This is a genomic window from Paenibacillus oralis (assembly GCF_003863965.1).
Lineage (GTDB): Bacteria > Bacillota > Bacilli > Paenibacillales > Paenibacillaceae > Fontibacillus > Fontibacillus oralis.
In genome coordinates this window covers 2,497,803-2,515,403 of the sequence record NZ_RRCN01000001.1, presented here as the reverse complement: position 1 = coordinate 2,515,403, position 17,601 = coordinate 2,497,803, and the positions used below count along the sequence as shown (strand labels likewise).

At 53.6% G+C, this 17,601-nt stretch carries 10 protein-coding genes; 2 read left to right on the top strand and 8 right to left on the bottom strand.

Annotated features, from left to right (window positions below):
* Nucleotide 1 precedes the first annotated feature (1 nt).
* The 6 genes from EHV15_RS11680 to EHV15_RS11655 form a co-directional block, all read right to left on the bottom strand.
* Nucleotides 2-1,258: a TRAFAC clade GTPase domain-containing protein gene (locus EHV15_RS11680; RefSeq protein WP_128631350.1), complete on the bottom strand. Its 1,257-nt coding sequence runs from the start codon at nt 1,256-1,258 to the stop codon at nt 2-4.
* A 33-nt stretch (nt 1,259-1,291) separates the two neighbouring features.
* The gene (locus tag EHV15_RS11675; RefSeq protein ID WP_128631349.1) at nt 1,292-1,939 is read right to left on the bottom strand and encodes a beta-mannanase; all 648 of its coding nucleotides are present in this window, start codon (nt 1,937-1,939) and stop codon (nt 1,292-1,294) included.
* Nucleotides 1,940-1,959: 20 nt separating this feature from the next.
* On the bottom strand, nt 1,960-3,252 hold the full coding sequence (locus tag EHV15_RS11670; protein WP_128631348.1) for a vWA domain-containing protein: 1,293 nt from the start codon (nt 3,250-3,252) through the stop codon (nt 1,960-1,962).
* Between the two features lie 92 nt (nt 3,253-3,344).
* Nucleotides 3,345-5,720 carry a transcription initiation factor TFIID gene (locus tag EHV15_RS11665; RefSeq protein ID WP_128631347.1) on the bottom strand — a complete coding sequence of 792 codons (2,376 nt, stop codon included), beginning with the start codon at nt 5,718-5,720 and terminating at the stop codon, nt 3,345-3,347.
* Entirely contained in the window at nt 5,720-9,109 is a 3,390-nt protein-coding gene (locus EHV15_RS11660) for a tubulin-like doman-containing protein (RefSeq protein ID WP_128631346.1), read from the bottom strand. Before EHV15_RS11660 ends, EHV15_RS11665 begins: the two co-directional genes overlap by 1 nt.
* Before the next feature lie 12 nt (nt 9,110-9,121).
* Nucleotides 9,122-10,852: a vWA domain-containing protein gene (locus EHV15_RS11655; protein WP_246061924.1), complete on the bottom strand. Its 1,731-nt coding sequence runs from the start codon at nt 10,850-10,852 to the stop codon at nt 9,122-9,124.
* A 416-nt stretch (nt 10,853-11,268) separates the two neighbouring features.
* On the opposite strand from EHV15_RS11655, the gene EHV15_RS11650 reads away from it, so the two are divergent.
* Both EHV15_RS11650 and EHV15_RS11645 read left to right on the top strand, forming a co-directional pair.
* Nucleotides 11,269-12,222, top strand: coding sequence for a hypothetical protein (locus EHV15_RS11650; RefSeq protein ID WP_246061484.1), 954 nt, complete (start codon nt 11,269-11,271; stop codon nt 12,220-12,222).
* The gene (locus EHV15_RS11645; protein ID WP_128631345.1) at nt 12,212-14,245 is read left to right on the top strand and encodes a hypothetical protein; all 2,034 of its coding nucleotides are present in this window, start codon (nt 12,212-12,214) and stop codon (nt 14,243-14,245) included. The genes EHV15_RS11650 and EHV15_RS11645 overlap by 11 nt, the downstream gene beginning before the upstream one ends.
* A 554-nt stretch (nt 14,246-14,799) precedes the next feature.
* On the opposite strand, the gene EHV15_RS11640 is transcribed toward EHV15_RS11645, so the two are convergent.
* Nucleotides 14,800-15,867, bottom strand: coding sequence for an NAD(P)-dependent alcohol dehydrogenase (locus EHV15_RS11640; RefSeq protein ID WP_128631344.1), 1,068 nt, complete (start codon nt 15,865-15,867; stop codon nt 14,800-14,802).
* A 35-nt stretch (nt 15,868-15,902) separates the two neighbouring features.
* Nucleotides 15,903-17,585 carry a glycoside hydrolase family 13 protein gene (locus EHV15_RS11635; protein WP_128631343.1) on the bottom strand — a complete coding sequence of 561 codons (1,683 nt, stop codon included), beginning with the start codon at nt 17,583-17,585 and terminating at the stop codon, nt 15,903-15,905.
* Between the last annotated feature and the right edge of the window lie 16 nt (nt 17,586-17,601).

Genomic DNA, 17,601 nt, shown 5'->3' with positions numbered 1-17,601 from the left:
ATCATTCTCTCCCCTCAATGTAATTCAATTTGTACAGCAGCCAAATGAATGGCTCATCCACGCGAATCGGCTGCACGACATTTTGCAGCTTCTGGTCGATCGGGTTGCTGCCGAGCGCGGATACCGCGAAATATCCCGTGTTTTTGAAATATACGTCCATCGTACCTTTAAAAGGCCGGTCCACTTTCTCAATAAAGCGGCGGATTTCGCCATCGATATTTTCAAATTCGGTCACATTAAAATATTTGCGGTGCACCACATGATTAAAAATATTGCTGTTCGACTTGATATACTCTCCTTCTTCATCCTTCAAGGCGTGCAGCATATCGCTTTTCGTCAGCACAACCGCGGTCGGGATGTCCGTTTTCCCCTTATCCTCATAAGCGATAAAATCCCCAAACATCGTCAGCACCACATCGCGCGGTTCATCATATTGCGATACCCATTCGCCCGGTTTGTCTCCGGCGTTGATGCGGATTTTCTCGCGAATGGAGCGAATTTGCAGTGGATCGACCATAAACAGCAGGCCTGAAGAGTTTTTGATATGCTGTCCTTGCAAGCCAAGATAGTCCTGATCCACCATACCTTCTCCCGCCACGTCAAAGAAAACCAGCGTTAGCGGCGGCTTCGACTCATCCTTGAACACAAACTGAAAAATAAACGGTTCCTGCATTTTCTCTTTCTGAGTCGATGGCAAGAGTTCACCGCGCTCAAACAGCGGCTCTTCATAGATGGTCCGGAATTTACGGCTGATTTCGGCGTTAAGCGGCATACAAGCCGCGTCAAAATGATCCGCCGTCGTATTTTGCAGGGTGTGAATCAGCGAAGTCATATAAACGGATTTCCCCACCTGGGAAGCTCCAATGATGGAAATAATATTGCTGGGTACTTTGCCCGCCGTTACCGGAAGCTCGTTATGACAGTGCGGACATAATCTGCGCCGGGTCACTTCCCCATAGCGGTCGTTTAATCCGGTCAGGACATGATCCGAATAGATCAGATGCTCTTCCGGAACGTCCTGAGGACGCAAAATCGCCTCAATTTCATAGACGGTATCGAGACCAAATCGCTCCCTGTATTTATTCAGCGCTTCGTCCTCGCCAAGCGCGTAATCCTCATCGTCTTCACGATAATGCGTCGCCCTGAAGACGACTTCATCGGGTGCGAATTTACTGAAGCAATAGGGGCATACAATATCATAAAATAACGGCCGCGCTTCGGCTTGGGGTTTCTTTTTAAACAAATCAAACAGACCCATCGTGTTCTTTCCTCCTCCTTGCTCGCAGTACATTTACTCCGGAATCAGTTCATACAGTCTCCCGTACTTAGGGCCGTCGGTAAAAAACAGCCTTACGTAATCGTTTTTCCCTACCTCGATCGGAGGCAAGGTGCTTCTGCCCGGCGGGAAATCCCTGAGAAAAGGATATACGGTCCCGTCGTCTGTACTTACCGGATAATTGCCCTGCTTTTTTACATAACAAAGCGCTTCTTTCGGAATCTCCACTTCCGCGAGCACCGAGATTTGCACCGTTTTATATTTGCGCAGCAGACCGCTCTTATGGGAGATGGAATAGCGGATTTTGGCCCGACCCGTGCTGAACTCCACGGTGTTCCGCGCGTCAGGCTGATCGATCAAACATTTGTCTCCGTCCTCCATCATGCAGGCATAAACCGTATAGGCGACGAGTCCAATCGTGTCGATCCGGTCCACATACCCTCCCGCCGCTTTGTATTCTTCACGGGTATACAGCTTCAACCCGGCGGCAGCAGGGGGATAACGATACTCCCCCTGCGGCTCCCGGTCTGCAGACCGCTTGCCGATATAAACCGCCTGTATTCCTTCAGGCCACTGCCACTGCAGCTTGCAGCGATCCTCATCGATTTTGTAACTAAGCTGTGTGATGAGCGGCAAGCCTTCTTCCGCCTCGACGAATCGCATCGCTATGCCCCCTTTGCCCTTTAAAATCCGCTATTGCGCCGGTTTCGGGCAGGTTCCTGATATCCGGCCGCGCCGCTCTGAACAGCAGCCCCTCTGCGGCGCATAGCAGACCGGACACCGTCCGCCGGGACCGGTACGGCAAGCGTGAACATCGTCATCACGGCGGCCAGCACGAGGCAGGCCAACAGCCGGATCATCGCGTCTCCCGGTTGCCATCCGCCGAGGCCCCACTCCAGCAGGAGGCCCGCAAGCAGTCCCGATACGGCCCCGCCGATCGTAAAGCTTTTCGCCAAATACCGGTTATCGAACATCATTCCGAGCGCCAGGCCAAGCAGCGCGCCGAGCCCGAGCACAAACACGATTCTCAGGATCATGTAATACGGGCTATTTTCCATTGTCCCGGTACGTTCCGTCACTAAAGTGCGTTCATCCTGATTGTTGTCGTATATTTTCTGGAATACAAAAGTCAGATTGGACGCATCCGCCACATCATAATATTGTCCGCCGGTCTGGGCGGCGATGTCTTGGAGCAGTGCCGCCCCCTCTATATTGCCGCCCGGCGCGCTAAGGCCAAGACCGATCGTATTTACGGCCACACCGCGGTCCTGGTAGTCGGCGAGCACTTGTGGCAGGTTAACGGAGCTGACCCCGTCCGACAGCAAAATCGCCATCGCGCCTCTGGAGCCGGACTGCCCTTTGATCTGTTCCATCGACGCTTGCAGCGCCTCGCCGATATCCGTTCCCGCATTCGTGGGCTCAAGCGCATCGATCGCGGCGTTCACTTCGTTTTTTACCCCCTGATCACGGACACGAACGAAAGGCTGAATGAGCACGGGCTGATCATCGAAACTGATGACCGCCACCTGCTTGCCGCTGTCCATTTGCCCGACCAGGGATTTTGCCGCTTCATAGCGGAGGTCATCCGGATCGGTCTCCTGCATGCTCCCGGAGTTATCAATAATCAGGACGATATCTTTCACCGTTCTCGCCCGTCCTACATTCAGCTCATATAAAAACTCAAAAAGCGCTCCCGCGAGCAGAAGCATGACCAAGGTCACCGGAACGAGCAGTTTCCACGAAGTACCGACATACCGCTGCCTCCAAGACGCCCCGCTCAGACGGGGGGAGATCATTTCCGCAATCAGGCAGAATAACCCGACGGACAAGGCCAAAAGGCCAAAATAAAGCCCCACCACGACAAATCCGGGCAGCCTGCCCGATAGCTCGCCAAGCAGCAGTTCGCCGATAACGGCCCCAACCGCTCCGCCGATGAGACTGAACAGCACCAGGAGCCAGTTTATTTTACGCTGCATACGTGCACTTCCTTCCTAAAGAGGTAGTTCAAAAAGTCATCTTTTGAGCCTGACTTTTTGAACTCTCATCATAATTTTGGGGGGCGGGCAGGTCAACAGAGCTCTGGCAGCCTGGATTGGTCGATTCCATGGAACTCGTACCCGTTCTTAACATAAGTCTCATAGTATACTTTCCCGTTTACGTAATACATCAGGTCTTCGGGGTGGAAGCCGCCCATTAGGTTCAGCTTCTCTACGCCGCTGCTGCGCTTCTCGTGCACACAGCCAAGCTTGTAAATCCTTGACGATTCATCCGCCTGGAAAATATGCTGCACAAACTCGCTCGTAAAATCGCCAAACACGTATTTTTCCTCATAGCGGTGCTCCTGGGTGTAATCGTACAGGCGAAGCTGGATCGCGGCATTATCCTCCAAGATGATGTACAGCTTCTTGAACAGTTCTTCCTTGGTAAGCACGGACCGGTTGCCGTATTCTACCGTCACATTGGCGCGCTGCAGCAGCTCCTCCTCGAACGTGCGAAAGAACATCGGCGACGCTAAAATCGCCTTGCGGCAAACTTCGATGAGCCGATCCGCCAATCCCTCGATCCCATGGTCCAGCAGACGGCGGGAATCTCCCATCGTACTGTCCGCAAAAAACGCCTGCTTTCCGCGTTTGCTCTCCCACTGCTCCATAATGTCGGCGGTGACTCGCTCATAATACTCCATAATATTCTGGCCGATATAATCATCCGCGGTCTGGATACTGCCGAGCGCCGTGTCGCGAAGCGTTTGTTCCATCGTTTCAAGCTGCGTGATCACGGCGCGATACCGGTCATGCCGTTGCCGAATCGCTTCTTCAAACCGGGCGATCAGCATCAGCTTCGTTTCCAGCAGCAGGATATCCCTTCTTCTGGAATAGACATGGTCAAACAAATAACGGATTAAGCTGCGTAAATTATGCCGGTCCATCATCGGCAGGCGCGGAAAGCTCTGCTCTTCCACCCGGCCCTGACGGAATTGCTCCAGCTCGGCTTTGGCCGATGCCAGCAGCATCTCCGTTTCCCTGCGGCCGTTCCTCAGCTGATCCATAATTCCCGAAGAGCCGCCGTCCGCCTCATCTGCGGTCCAGGCCGCCAGGGAATAGATCTCAACATCAGGATGCTGGGAAAGCGACTGCTTGATCGCCGCCTCGAGCCATTCGCCGGCCCGGAATTCCTGCAAGCGGCGCGCCGCTTCCTCCTGGAAGTTGCTGCGGAAGAAGGCTTCTCCGCCGCCGCCGAACAAGGCTTCCTCGGCTTCCTTCAAAGGCAGTTTGCGGATCGCCGCGTAGCTAATATCGTTCGTCATCAAGCCATGCATTTCGTTCAAGCGTTCCTCCGAGGGCGTCAACTGCAGGGAGGCGCGATCCAGGGCCGCTGCATCCACTCCAAAAAAAGCCAGCCTCTCCGCCGCCGATAACGCCGGCTCCTGCTTCATTCTCGTGAGCAATCCCCTGTAGAAATGATACAGCACGGCCAACGCGATCGACTGGTTCGGACGCTTCACCTTGGACAATCCGGCCGAGACAAAACCCTGCCGCCCGGATTCGGTCATGATGTTGTTTTTGAAGGAAGTATTGTTGTAAGCCGCATTGTTCGCGTGGAACATCTGCTCCTTGTACTGCCTGTTCTTAAGCAAACTAATATGGGATATCGCCTCGTAGCAGCCCTGCATCCCCTGGCTTGAGGCAATTCCCCGTTCATCGCGGTCCGATAAAATATAAACGAGATCAAACAAAGGCGAAGGCGGATGCGAAACCGGAATCGCCAGTCCATCCTCGGTAACGTGAAGCGGGGCGGTCAATGCGAAATCCGGCTGCTGCATCAGGTTCAGCTCACGCAAAAAAGCGACGCCAAGCGAACTGCTGAATCCAAAAGCTTCGGCCCCTTCCCGTTCGTTGATCAAGGCATACAAATCCATTTGCACCGCCTTAAAAGACTGGCGGAATATCGCTTCCGCGAGCAGCGATATTTCCGGAACCAGCACATTAAACGGATCATCGACCCGCGTAATGATCGAGAGACGCACGCGATCAAAGGACGGATACAGCCTTCCGTACTCCGCCAAAGCTCCGCTGGCCTGCCTTAAAATCCGGTTGAGCTCCGGCAAGCCCTGCTGGGCATCCGCATAGAACTGCCGGTATAGGTCAGGGCGCAGCGTATGCGAGTTCGCCTCCGCTTCCGCCGCCACCGGAAAATGATACTCCAACAGACCAGCATTAGCAGGCTCCTGCGCGGAGCCTGCGTACAAATAAATCAATCCCTCGCTGTTTTCCCATCTCTTCTCGTTCATCCGCATGATCGGCTGGGTGGCCTCGCGGCTTTTATCTCCGATAAACAGAAACACGGCGGGATAATGAATGCTGCTCTGGTCATCGCCGCCGCCGGTAAGCCGCTCTTCGGAACGGTCATACTCGGCGGCGAACTGCTCTAGCTTCCGTCTAACCATTATTTCAGCCTTCTGCGGATATCGTTCAGCTTCGCGGCAATCTGCTTGTAGAACTGATACATATCGTCGCCGTTCGCCAGCGCCGCTCTTTCATATTCCAGCGAGTCCCGCCCCTCAAGGAATCGTGCGGCCAGCTCATCCAGCGTTTGCAGCAATGGCTCGATATTCTCGGACGCCGTCAGCTCCGCGGCACGGCGCGACGCTTTGCGCATCAGCGTGCCGCGGCTTTTCTCATCCAGGCCTCTGAAATGAGCAAACACATCATACTCCACATAATTCTGGCTTTTCATCAGGTTGGCAAAAGGCTCCCAAGCCTCTTCTTCCGGTTCGCGATCGTATACATACAGCGCGCCTTTCTTCGTGATCGTGCCGGTATACAGTGCCTCAATGAACTGCTCGAGCCACTTCTCCTCGTCCTGATGCTGCTCCAGCACCGCATCCAGCTTCGCCGCCATCGCCGCGATTTCGTCATACTTGGCGATCTCCTGGCGCACACCAGCAATCAGCTGCGGCGAACGGATCAAATTCTCCTTGGCCATCTCTTCATGGATGCTTCCGAAGATATCCTTAACGGTCTCCTGCGGAAGTCCCTCCGCAAGCAGCCGTTTCAATTCGACGGCCGCCCGTTTCACTTCGCCCAAATTCGGCTTTGCGGCATCAAGGCGCATATCGTACGCCGCCAGCTTATCCTGCAGGGAGAACGGCTTCGTGAACACGGCCGAATAGCGGCTGCTCGTATTTTGATCCGCGTCTTTTTCCACGATAACCTTCAACGCCAGCGCTTTGGCAAATTCTTCGCGCACGCGGGCATTATAGGTTTTCACGCGCGGGTTGACGTAAGTTTCGCCCCAGGACTTCTCGGGGATCGGCGACGGCAGGTAGGTCCAGTTGTTCTTTTCGGTCTGCACCAGATGGCGTCCGATCCCTTCCTTGTCGAGAATCGTCCGTTCATAGCTTTCCTCGTAAACCTTAAGCGGCGTGTAGACAAACAGCGGCACCCCGTTGCGTGTGTTCAGCCAGAAAATGCGGTTTTTCACTTCACTTTCCTTCACCGTGAAATGAGACTTGCCGATCGCATTGTTCTGGTAATTGCGAATCCCCTTCAGGATGCTCGGCGCCTGCACCGGAACGGATACAAAACCCCAGGAAGGAAAATGCAAATTGCCCGTGCTGTTCGACAAATGGAATACCGGAACGGCCTCTTCATCCAGCTTGCTGGCGATATGGCGTTCGACGAATTTTTCGATCGGCTCATCCTGTCCGTACTTGATGATCAGGAAATCTTCCATCGACTTCGTAATGAGATCGCCGAATTTTTCCGAAAGGAAATCGGAAATGGAGCTGACGATATCGATCTCCTGCTCTTTGACCCACTGGTTCGAGTTGTCCAGCAATTCCGCTGCAAAATCGCGAATGAGGTCGTCGACATCCTTCTGCTCCATAATGCTGCTGACCACCTTGGAAATATCCGGCACGCTGACGATGTTCCAATAGTAGGTTTTGTTGCCCTTATGATCCACCTGTTCTTCGCCGCTCGTCAAAATATCCCCGTTCTTGGAGAAAATCGAGCTGAGCGCGTTCAAGATTTCCGTGAATACGCTGTAAATGCGGTTGTTTTCCCGATTCAGCAGGTCGTACAGGTCCTCGTAAAATTCAATCATTTGCTCGGTGCGCTCGACATCGGCATGGAGCCAGTATTCATTGATCTTGGCTTCGATGTAGGCGTTTTTCTTCTTCTCCTTGGATACAAACGCGCTTTTGGCGTCGCCCAGCTTCTCCCCGGCATGATCTTGCGCCGCCTCAATCTCGCGGGGAATTCTCAGCAGATTCTCGCGCAGCGTCTCAATGTAGGAGAGCAGCATCTTCAGCAGGCAGAAGCCTTTTTCCGTATGAATCAGCCTGGATACATAAAACGGCCCCTGCTCCGGATGCAGGAACTGCCGGCGGATCTGGTCGCTGAATTGCTCCATCAGCTCGCCCGGAAGCTGCTTTTTCACCTTGATGTACTCTTCTCTGGCCCGGGCCAGGAAAGATTGCTCCAGCTCCGTATCCAGGTTCACGGCCTGGGACTTCACGACGTTAGCATAGCTCAGCCGCTCGCTGTTCTCGTAACCCGGAAGCGGTTCGGGCACGCGCGCTTCGAAGGTTTTGACGATGCTGTCCAGATCGACGCCCAGCTTGCGGGCAAACTTCTCCACTTCCTCCTGGGTCGGAGCCTGATGGAACATTTTCTCCATCTTGTCGAACAGCCGATAAGCCAAATAGGTCGTCATCTCTTCGATCGGCAGTACCGCCGAGGAGGCCCCGATAATGTTGTATTCGTAGTTGGCCGGATAGGCCTTGTTCATTTGCGCGATATTCGTGCGGATATTGCTGATATAGTCATGGATGGCGAATTCCTCGCCGGACTGTTTCTCCTCATTGGCCATAAAGTTCGTAATGTTCTCTGCGGTGACGTTCATACAGTAATCATAGGCGTTTTCCAGCAGCTTGCCTTCCGTATTGGTCGCCGAGATCAAATGGCACAGGTTAAACGGAGGCAGCGGAGAGTTGACGTTCAAAATATTGCCGTACTGCTGCTTGAACCTTTCGCCGCGATGATCGACGTTCATCCAGTAATCAAGCTCTTTCAGCGCGGCGTAGCCGTTTTTCTTAATGTACTCGCGCGTGTGCTCGCTAAGGCTTTTGTTGGACAAATTGATATCCGGCGTAAACAAATACCCCAGGGTGTTCACCCGGTCAATCCCGGCGGAGCCGTGATCGCGCTCGATAATGCCGCGCACGATATAAGCGATATCGAGGAAGCAGCCGCTGCCCGTGCCGCCGGACAAGCCGGTAAGCAGAAACACCATCAGCTTCTTATTGGTGCCCACGGACAAGGTTTTGATTTTCTTGTCGATCGCCTGCACGACCTGGTTGATCTTCGTGAACAGCAGCAGCCGTCCGGCCTGCCGGACCCCCGCCGCGCCGTTCATGCCATCGGTGATGCTAAGCTCGGGCGACAGCCAATCCGTAATGTACGGCTCCAAAATGCTGCGGTTTTGCAGCAAGCCGCCGATTTCCGGGTTGGACAGCAGCACGAATTCATTGATCGGATCGAGGCCGATGCCTTTGTACCGTTTGCTGCGATCCTGCTCATTGGTCTCAAAAGCGAGGAATTCCACATTGTCCGGCTTATCGCGTTTTTTCTTGGACAACGGATCTTCCGGCAGCCTGAATCTGCGGTTGATTTGATATTTCAAGCGCAGCAGGGCATCGATCCCGGTTCCGCCAAGACCGATAATGAGGATCGGGTTATCAATCGTATCTACTCGAATTTTATCGCTGACGATCCCTCCGCCAAGCGAAACGTCCAATTGCTGAATATGCTCTCTAACGATCGGCTTCATTTATTTGTCCTCCTAAATTAAATACTCGATGAAAATCGTTTTGTCGATCTGTTGCAGCGATAGGGACACGCGATCCCCGCTTTTGAGCTCAAGCCCGGCGGCGGCATCCACGGCCCGGCCGGATTTCTCGAGGCGCGCGGCCGAGGCGTTGCGCAGGGTGATGCGGTCTCCCTTGGCCGGCGTAAACACGATTTTCTCCGTTTCCTTCAGTTCGGGCGCCAGCTGCAGCAGCTGATGGAGATTAAACTTGCCCTTGAACGCGGTAAGCTTCTTATATTGCGGGAAGGATTTCTCGCTCGTATTCTCGTCGCGAATTTCGATGACGATCTGGCCGACGAAGCCGCGATTCGCTTGCTTGACCGCGCCGGCAATAAAGTAGGCGGCCGCGGCGATCACGGCCAGAGCCACCGCCGACCCGACAACGATCAGCCAAGGGAACGGCTTCTCATCGCTCCCTGCTGCCGGATTGGCAGGCGCAGTCGCTGCTCCTCCGGCGCTATCTTTGGCGCTCAGGGTCACCGGATCGGTTTCGCGGTAGAAGCTTTTTTCCTCGGCGCGAACCTTCAATTCATAATCGTGGGCTTCGGCAAAGCTGAACGTTCCTTCGAATCTGTCGCCGGTATTGTTCAGTTTGATTTCTTCCGTATTGCCGCTATCCAGATCCTTCACGATGAGCGCGGCGTTCATGTTCTTGTACAGCTCGTCATTTTGCAGCTTCTGTCCATTGCTCGTCAGATACGCTCCAATGTTCACCTTATCGCCTGGCTTGTAGCTTTTCGAGGCGATCTTATCCATTTCCAGCTTAAGATCGTAGTTAAAGACGAGGTTGATGTCGATTTTGTCCTTGGCCGCACCCTTGACTCTGAGCTTCCAGTCTCCCTCGGCCGGAGCCAGCAGCTTAATCAGGGAATAACTCTTCGATTTGGACAAAATAACATCATCGGATGGTATCGCTACTTTACCGCCGGATGGGTTGACCAGCTCCGCCTCAACCGGCTTGGACGACATAATGGAAATATTGGCCTCGAGCACGTTGGCGTTCGGCACGTTCACCGTCACATCCTGGAAGCTTCCGTTGCCTGTCATGCTCCGGATGGGGACGATTTTGAGCTTCAAATGACTGGCGAAGATTTCACTAAGGATTTGCGGAAGGTCATCCGCCGAACTGGTCGAGAACGATTTGGCCCCCGTCTGATTGGCCAAATCCGCAAGCGGCGCCTTATTCAGCTTGCCGTCCGCGTTCAGCCCGATCGTATAGATCGGAATGCCCGCCGCCTTCGCTTGATCAACGGCCTCGCCAAGCTCCTGATCGGACTCGCTTTGCGTTCGTCCCGAGCTTTTGTTGAAATCGTTGTTGCCGTCGGCCAGCAGTACGATCATCGGCTCGTGCCCCGGTTCGGCTCCGTTTTGCAGCACCTTTACCGCCTCTCGAACACCCACGGCAATATCGGTGTAGGGTCCTCTGTCCAGCCCATCGATGAAGTCTTTTAAATCCTGCTTATCCTCCGGAGACACGATCTCCAGCAGCGCCTTCTCCCGCTGCACCTTATCCGTAAACGCCACAATCCCTACCTTGTCGCCTTTCGCGGACAACATGTCGATAAACATCTTCATCGCTTCATTTCCGACTTTATTCGTGTCGCTCGTATTCATCGAGTTGCTTATATCGACAACGAGCACAGCATCGATAGATGAAGCCTGCTGGGCCTGAGCTGCTTGCGCGGCCGCCGCGGCGCCGGCCATGGAGATACCGGCATAGGACGCCAGTAACCAAAAGACCATCAAAACCGTTAATATACGTATGGATTGTCTATAACAATGCTGCATAAGATTGCCCCTTTATTTTTAGATATAAATGCGTAGAAGTGAGACAGTTCCAGATATATACTATACTAATGATAATGGATAATCCTTAAGAAAAGGTTACGAAAAAACAAGTTCGCACCGCCATAATTCACCAAAATCCGCCGGACAATCGTCATCCTTAACATTAATTACGAAAGGAAACGAAATATGGTTACATACGGATGTCTTGCCTTGTTGTTTTTGTTTGTCATCATTAAGTCCTATATCTACTACTCTCGCAGACAGCAAATTGTTGCGCCGCAGGAGCTCGACAGAAGACTGCTCAAATTAATAAACGATGAAGAGAGAGAGCTATGAACAAGAAAAAAACGGTTATTCTGCACCCTCCATTAAAGACGAAACATGCCTACGAAAAGTTAAGATGCTGCAAATATTGCCAGAGCTATACCGCGCTAAATGAGGAAAAGTGCACCATTTGCGGGAAATCCGGCCTTATTCCGGTTGCGGAGAAGGCGCGTCAGGCAGCGCGGCGCACCCAGCACAATGATCTGCTGCTAGGCTTATTTCTCACGCTGCTTGCTGTTCTGTTCAGCCAGACCTTTCAGCTTATGGCCATTTCGGCCGCGGCGGGGATTTTACTGTCCGGGCTGCTCTATTGGGTTCACCGCAAAACTCTCCACAGCCGCATTTCGCTTGAGTTGAGCGAGCTGTTCCGGCGTGATCGCGATAAAATCGCCGCAGGTCTGGTCCGTAATCTGGAAACGGCCGCCGCGCATGAAGAGGAGGTCCGATCCTATGAAATGATGCGGGAAGTTGCCGTTATCGTCCGCAACGATCACATCCGCAAGCTGCAGCTGATTCTGTTGCAGTCATTTATCTTGAGGAAAGATATGGAGCTGGAACTTACGCCTCTCCTGCTGCAAGATTTCGACCCCGATCTGGCCTCCTATATTGGCGAGCTTGCCAAAATTAAACGCGAACTCATTAAAGACAAAACTTTTCAATATGTTATCAAGTATGAGCGGCAAATCCTGGATATGGAACATGGAGATGACATCCTGGCCGGGGTGGCTGGAGCCGCTGTTAGGTTAAAACGCTATGTTCTAGCCTATTCGGACTTCATTGCCCGTTATGCTCGCAAGCTTCCCAAGGACCGTTTCCTCCGCTTATTCCGGATGATCGCCGATTCGCCCGATCTGGATTGGGGAGAGCTTATGGCCGAGACCGCCCGAATTCATCTGGAGAAATACCAGTGGGATGCCGACTTTCAACAAATAAAGCCGAGGTCTGCCGCCTATGACGGTTAAAAGATGGATCACCCTGCATCATCTGCTCATTCTGTTGTGTTTAATGATGATTCCTTTGCTGATCCACAAGGGCATCGGGATCTCTCAGAAGCTTGCCGCCATTCAAACGGCGGAACATTTGTTTCACGAAAAGCGGCTTGTAGAAGCCGAGAACTGGTACCGGAAGGCGCAGGTTAACAGGAGCATACGCTATAAGGAGGAGCTTATTTCCTCGCGGCTGGAGGAGCTTGCTCCCATTACCGCCATGAAAAACGATTTGGGGGACATTGCCGATCAGGCTTCCCGTGCGGATCACGAGCGTGATTTCGAGCTGCTTATGAAGGCTTACAACAAACTTCAGCAGGCGCAGAGCCGTTATATGACACCGGAAGGGGCTTACAGCGACTATTACAGCCAAGTGTCCGAGCATTACGGCATTCCGCAAAACTTCACCGGTTATTTCCAAAAATTTAAAACACTGTTTCTGGAGCAAATGGAACAAAATCTGGCCGGTGCGAGCTATGATGATGAATCTTTTAAGCGGAATCTGCTGCGAATTCCCGGCGGCCTGCTCGGTACGGAGCAGGAATGGCTTGATGAGTTGCTTACAGCTTTCCAAAAATATGACGAAACCAAGCTGACACGCATGGCTGCTAAAGGGCTTGTCAAATCCATGCTGAACGATGCTTCTTCCATGCTGGCGGAATATAAGTCAAATAATCTGGAAGCTCCATGGATCATTTCCAATGCGGAGAACTTGATAGAATCGCTTTTGCAAAGTGACTGGGATAACGATGACTACGCTGCTTTCGCCATGCATGCGCGGCAGTTCGCTACATTCGCTGACTCTGCCGATCCGGAATCCAAGGTGCTGTCCTTAGCTAAAAGCCGAATTGACGAGCTGATGTTGCGTGCCGGGAAAAATGCGGAAAACGGCGATTATCAGGAAGCGATCGATCTGTACACGGCCCTTGGCCACTATCAGGATACACAGGCGGAAATAAGCGCGGCAGAATTGGCCTGGACTTTGGCTGAACCGGTCCGGCTGCTTCCTTCCCCGGCGGATGGAAGCGGCTATGCGCATGTCGTGAGCGGACGCGACCGTTTCGGATCGAAGGTTTACGTAGCGGCGACCGACCAGAACAATAAGTTATATTTTGGCCGGATGAACGCGGAGGAGAGCGTGCAGGTTTTATCTAACCAGAACCTGACTCCTGAGAAGCAGATCCGTACTATTGCGGTCGATCCGGATTTAAGTACGAATAGTAATCCCGTCATTGTCGTTGAAGCGGCATCCGAGGCGAGAAACGCCCGCTATGCCGCATTTGAAGTACGGGAGAGCAACATTACGCTCCTCTATTCTATAGAGGGAGACAGCCTGACCATACAGCCTGACGGAACGCTTCATGTGGTGAATCCGGTTGGCGAAGGGGAAGGACAAACGGCGATATTCGTTCGTTCCGGCGATATTTATCAGTTCGCGGGCATTATGCAGGATATCCTGGATATTTCCGCCGACAGCGTCAGCCAGTATCCCGACAAGCTTGTCCGCTTCACCAGCACCATCATCCGCACCGGATCGGGAGAAGCGCTCGCCATGGGCAGCAATAGCTTACTATTGCTAAGAGGAGATTTCTCACTTCCCGCTGGCGCGGCAAAAGTAACCGTAACGGGACGCTTCAAGCAGTACGCCGAGCAAACTGTGGATGAGCAATTAATAGGACAGATCGAAGCGGCGCTGAAGGGACAAACCGGCGGGGAAACGAGCGGACCGAATGAAAGACAGGTAGAGGATCGGGTTGACGGACAGATTGGAAGCCGAGTTGAAGAACAGGTTGATGGGCAGGCTGATGGACAGGTTGCAGGAACGGGGGACGGGCAGATGGGCGGGCAAGGTGCTGGACAGGTTGATGGAACGGGCGATGGGCAGATGGGCGGGCGGGCTGATGGACAGGGTGAAGGAGCGTCGAATGGACTGCTGCAAAGCCTTACGGAAGGAAAACAATTATGGGTTCCCATTGTCGAGGTGGAAATGATCCGGTAATAGGTACATTGTTGCGCTGTGAGCGAGCTTATTTAGGCGAAACAGCGCTTTTCCTAAGAAAACACGGGGAATAAGCTCGATCGCAACCGTTACATCTTGCAGGTCCCCGTTTTTGCCCAATTAGCGGCGCTCACAACCGTTAGAATTTTCGCGTTCTGCCTGAGAAACTCAAGCGAAGAACATAAGGGAAAAAAATGGCGTTATTCCATCGGTATCCGTCCTTTTGAGAGAAATAGAGGAAATTTTTGTCGCTATTCTCCCCGGTCGCAAGGAAATGCCGGCGTTCGGGACCATTCACAGGGAAATAAGGACAAAAAATACCGCTAATGGGGAGGAACACGCCTGGCTCCGGATAATAAGCACATAAAGTTCCGCTATTTTGATGGCGGACGGTTGGTCGTCTTCATCGTTCCCGCGGCCGACGGCTGATCCTCTTCGCCGTTCCAGCAGCCAGCTCTCAAGTGCCGATTTCTAACGGGTCGAGCCCCCTCCAACAGACAAGAAGCACCGCGGCAGAGAGGTTCTCCCTGCCGTGGTGCCCACATTACTCGATATTAGTTCTCCCCAAGCTCCCCGCCGGGGTAAATCATCACCTTGACGCTGGTTTCTTTGTTCGTTCTTGCCAGTTCGACCGCGTTTTTGATGTCGCTCAGCGGGAATTTGTGCGTAATGATCTTCCGGATATCCTGCTTGGCACGGCTTAAAATCTCGATAGCGGCCGGGTACGTATTGGCGTAGCGGAAAACACCGCACACATCAAGCTCCGCGTCGATCAGCGCCCCGATGTCGACCGGTACGGCAGCCTTGGCCGGCAAGCCGACCAGAACGATCCGCCCCCCGCGCTTCGCGAACCGGATCGTATCGGCGATGGCGCCGGGATTTCCGGAGGTTTCGATGATCAAATCGAAGCCCTCTCCCCCGGTCAAGGGCGCCAGCCGCTCCTCCAGGGAACCCGGGGCCGACGGATCGAACACCTCCCGGGCTCCCATATCCAAAGCCAATTTGCGGCGAAACTCGACCACATCGCTGCCGAATACCTGGGAGGCGCCGAACATTTTAGCCGCCTTAAGCGCCAACAGCCCGATGGGACCGAGCCCAAGGACCAGCACCCGGTCGTACGGCTGAATCCGCCCCCGCTTTACGGCATGAAATCCGACCGACAAAGGCTCGAGCAGCGCCCCTTCCTCGAAGGACATCTCCGCCGGCAGCGGAAACAAAAAATCGCTGCGCACGGTCACGTATTCGGCCCAAGCCCCGTCTACCGGCGGGGTGGCCATAAACGCGACCTCCGGGCAAAGATTGTAGCGCCCGCTTTTGCAATACGCGCATTTGCCGCAGGTGACGCCCGGCTCGACGGCAACCCGCTCGCCCGCACGGACATTGGTCACCCGCTCGCCTGTCTCCACCACCACGCCGGCCAACTCGTGACCCAAAATCAGCGGCTGCTTTACTTCATAGCGGCCGATCCGCCCATGCTCGTAATAATGCACGTCCGAGCCGCAAATCCCGATGCAGTGCACCTTGATCAAAGCTTCATCCGGTCCCGGCTTGGGAACGGGGACCTCCCGCACCTCCAGCTTAAACGGCGCATCCAGCACGGCAGCCTTCATCGTCTTCTCCATCGCTTGCACTCCCTCCTAAATGAAAGCTTGTTTAACTAACGATCCTGCCGAAACACAACGGCTTCATAAGGACGCATCGCGAAGCTGCTCTGCTCCCGTTCCGGACGGTGAGCGTAATTGGAAAGCGCAACCTGCCGCTCGCAGCCTGCAAACTCCGGCGGAACGGCAAATTCCGGAGCATTGCCGTAGAAGTTCAGCACGATCAGGAACGTCTGTCCTTCAAACGTGCGGGAATAGGCGAAGATTTCCGGGTGCTCGTCAAGCCAGCCGTCGTATCTTCCGTAGATCAGCGCTTCGTTTTCCTTACGCAGGCGGATCAGCGCTTTGTAATAATTCAGAACCGAATCCGTTTCCTGAAGCTGCCGTTTAACGTTGATTTCATGGTAATTGGGGTTAATGTTGATCCAAGGCACGCCGGTTGTAAACCCGCCAAACAGTGAATCGTCCCATTGCATCGGCGTGCGGGCGTTGTCGCGGGCCCGGTAAGCGATCCTGCGCATCGTTTCCTCGACGTCTTTGCCGTCCATCAAGCGCTCACGGTAGAAGTTGTAGATTTCCACATCGCGGTAATCAGTCAGTTCCTTAAACACGACGTTGGTCATGCCGATTTCCTGTCCTTGATAAATAAACGGCGTGCCCTGCATGAGCATAAAAAAGGTAGCCAGCATTTTGGCGGATTCCTTCGGATAGTTGTCCGGATCGCCAAAGCGGGAGACGGAACGCGGCTGATCGTGATTTTCCAGATAAAGCGCGTTCCATCCGATGCCCTCCAGCCCCGTCTGCCACTTCTTCATGATTCCCTTCAGCCTCGCCATCTCCCAAGGCCCGAAATCCCAGCGGCCTTCCGGACCGAAATCAAGATTGACGTGTTCAAACTGGAAGATCATGTTGAAAGCCCCGTTCTCTTCGCCGATCCAGCGGTCGGCTTCGGAAATCGGCGCGCCGCTAGCTTCCCCCACCGTCATAATATCGTAGTCGGCAAAAGCTTCGCGCTTGAACAGCTGCAGGAAATCATGGATTCCTTCCACATTGCGGTGCCCGGCCATGGCATCCACATACCGCAGCTTGTGCGGGTTGGGCATATCCGGCAGCCCCGGCAGCTTCTTAATGTGCGTGATCGCGTCGACCCTGAACCCATCGATGCCCTTGTCCAGCCACCAGCGGATCATGTCGATCAGTTCCTGCCGGACTTGGGGATTTTCCATGTTCAGATCCGGCTGTCTCCGGGAATACAGATGCAGAAAATATTGTCCGGTCGTCTCATCGTATTCCCAAGCCGAACCGTTAAACATCGATTCCCAGTTGTTCGGCTCGCCCCCGTCCTTGCCGTCCCGCCAAATATAATAATCGCGCTTCGGATTATCGCGGGAAGAACGGGATTCGATAAACCACGGATGCTCGTCCGAGGTATGGTTCAGCACCAGGTCCATAATAACTTTCATACCCCGCTCATGGATGCCGGACAACAACCGGTCAAAATCCTCCATCGTGCCGAACTCGTCCATAATGTCCTGGTAATCACTGATATCATAACCGTTATCGTCATTGGGCGATTTATAGATCGGACAAATCCAGATGACATCAATCCCCAGCTCTTGCAAGTAATCCAGCTTGGAGATGATGCCGGGAATGTCCCCGACTCCATCTCCGTTCGAATCCATAAAGCTCCGCGGATAAATTTGATACGCGACCGCTTCTTTCCACCATACTTTTCGCATTTTCGGTTTCCCCCAT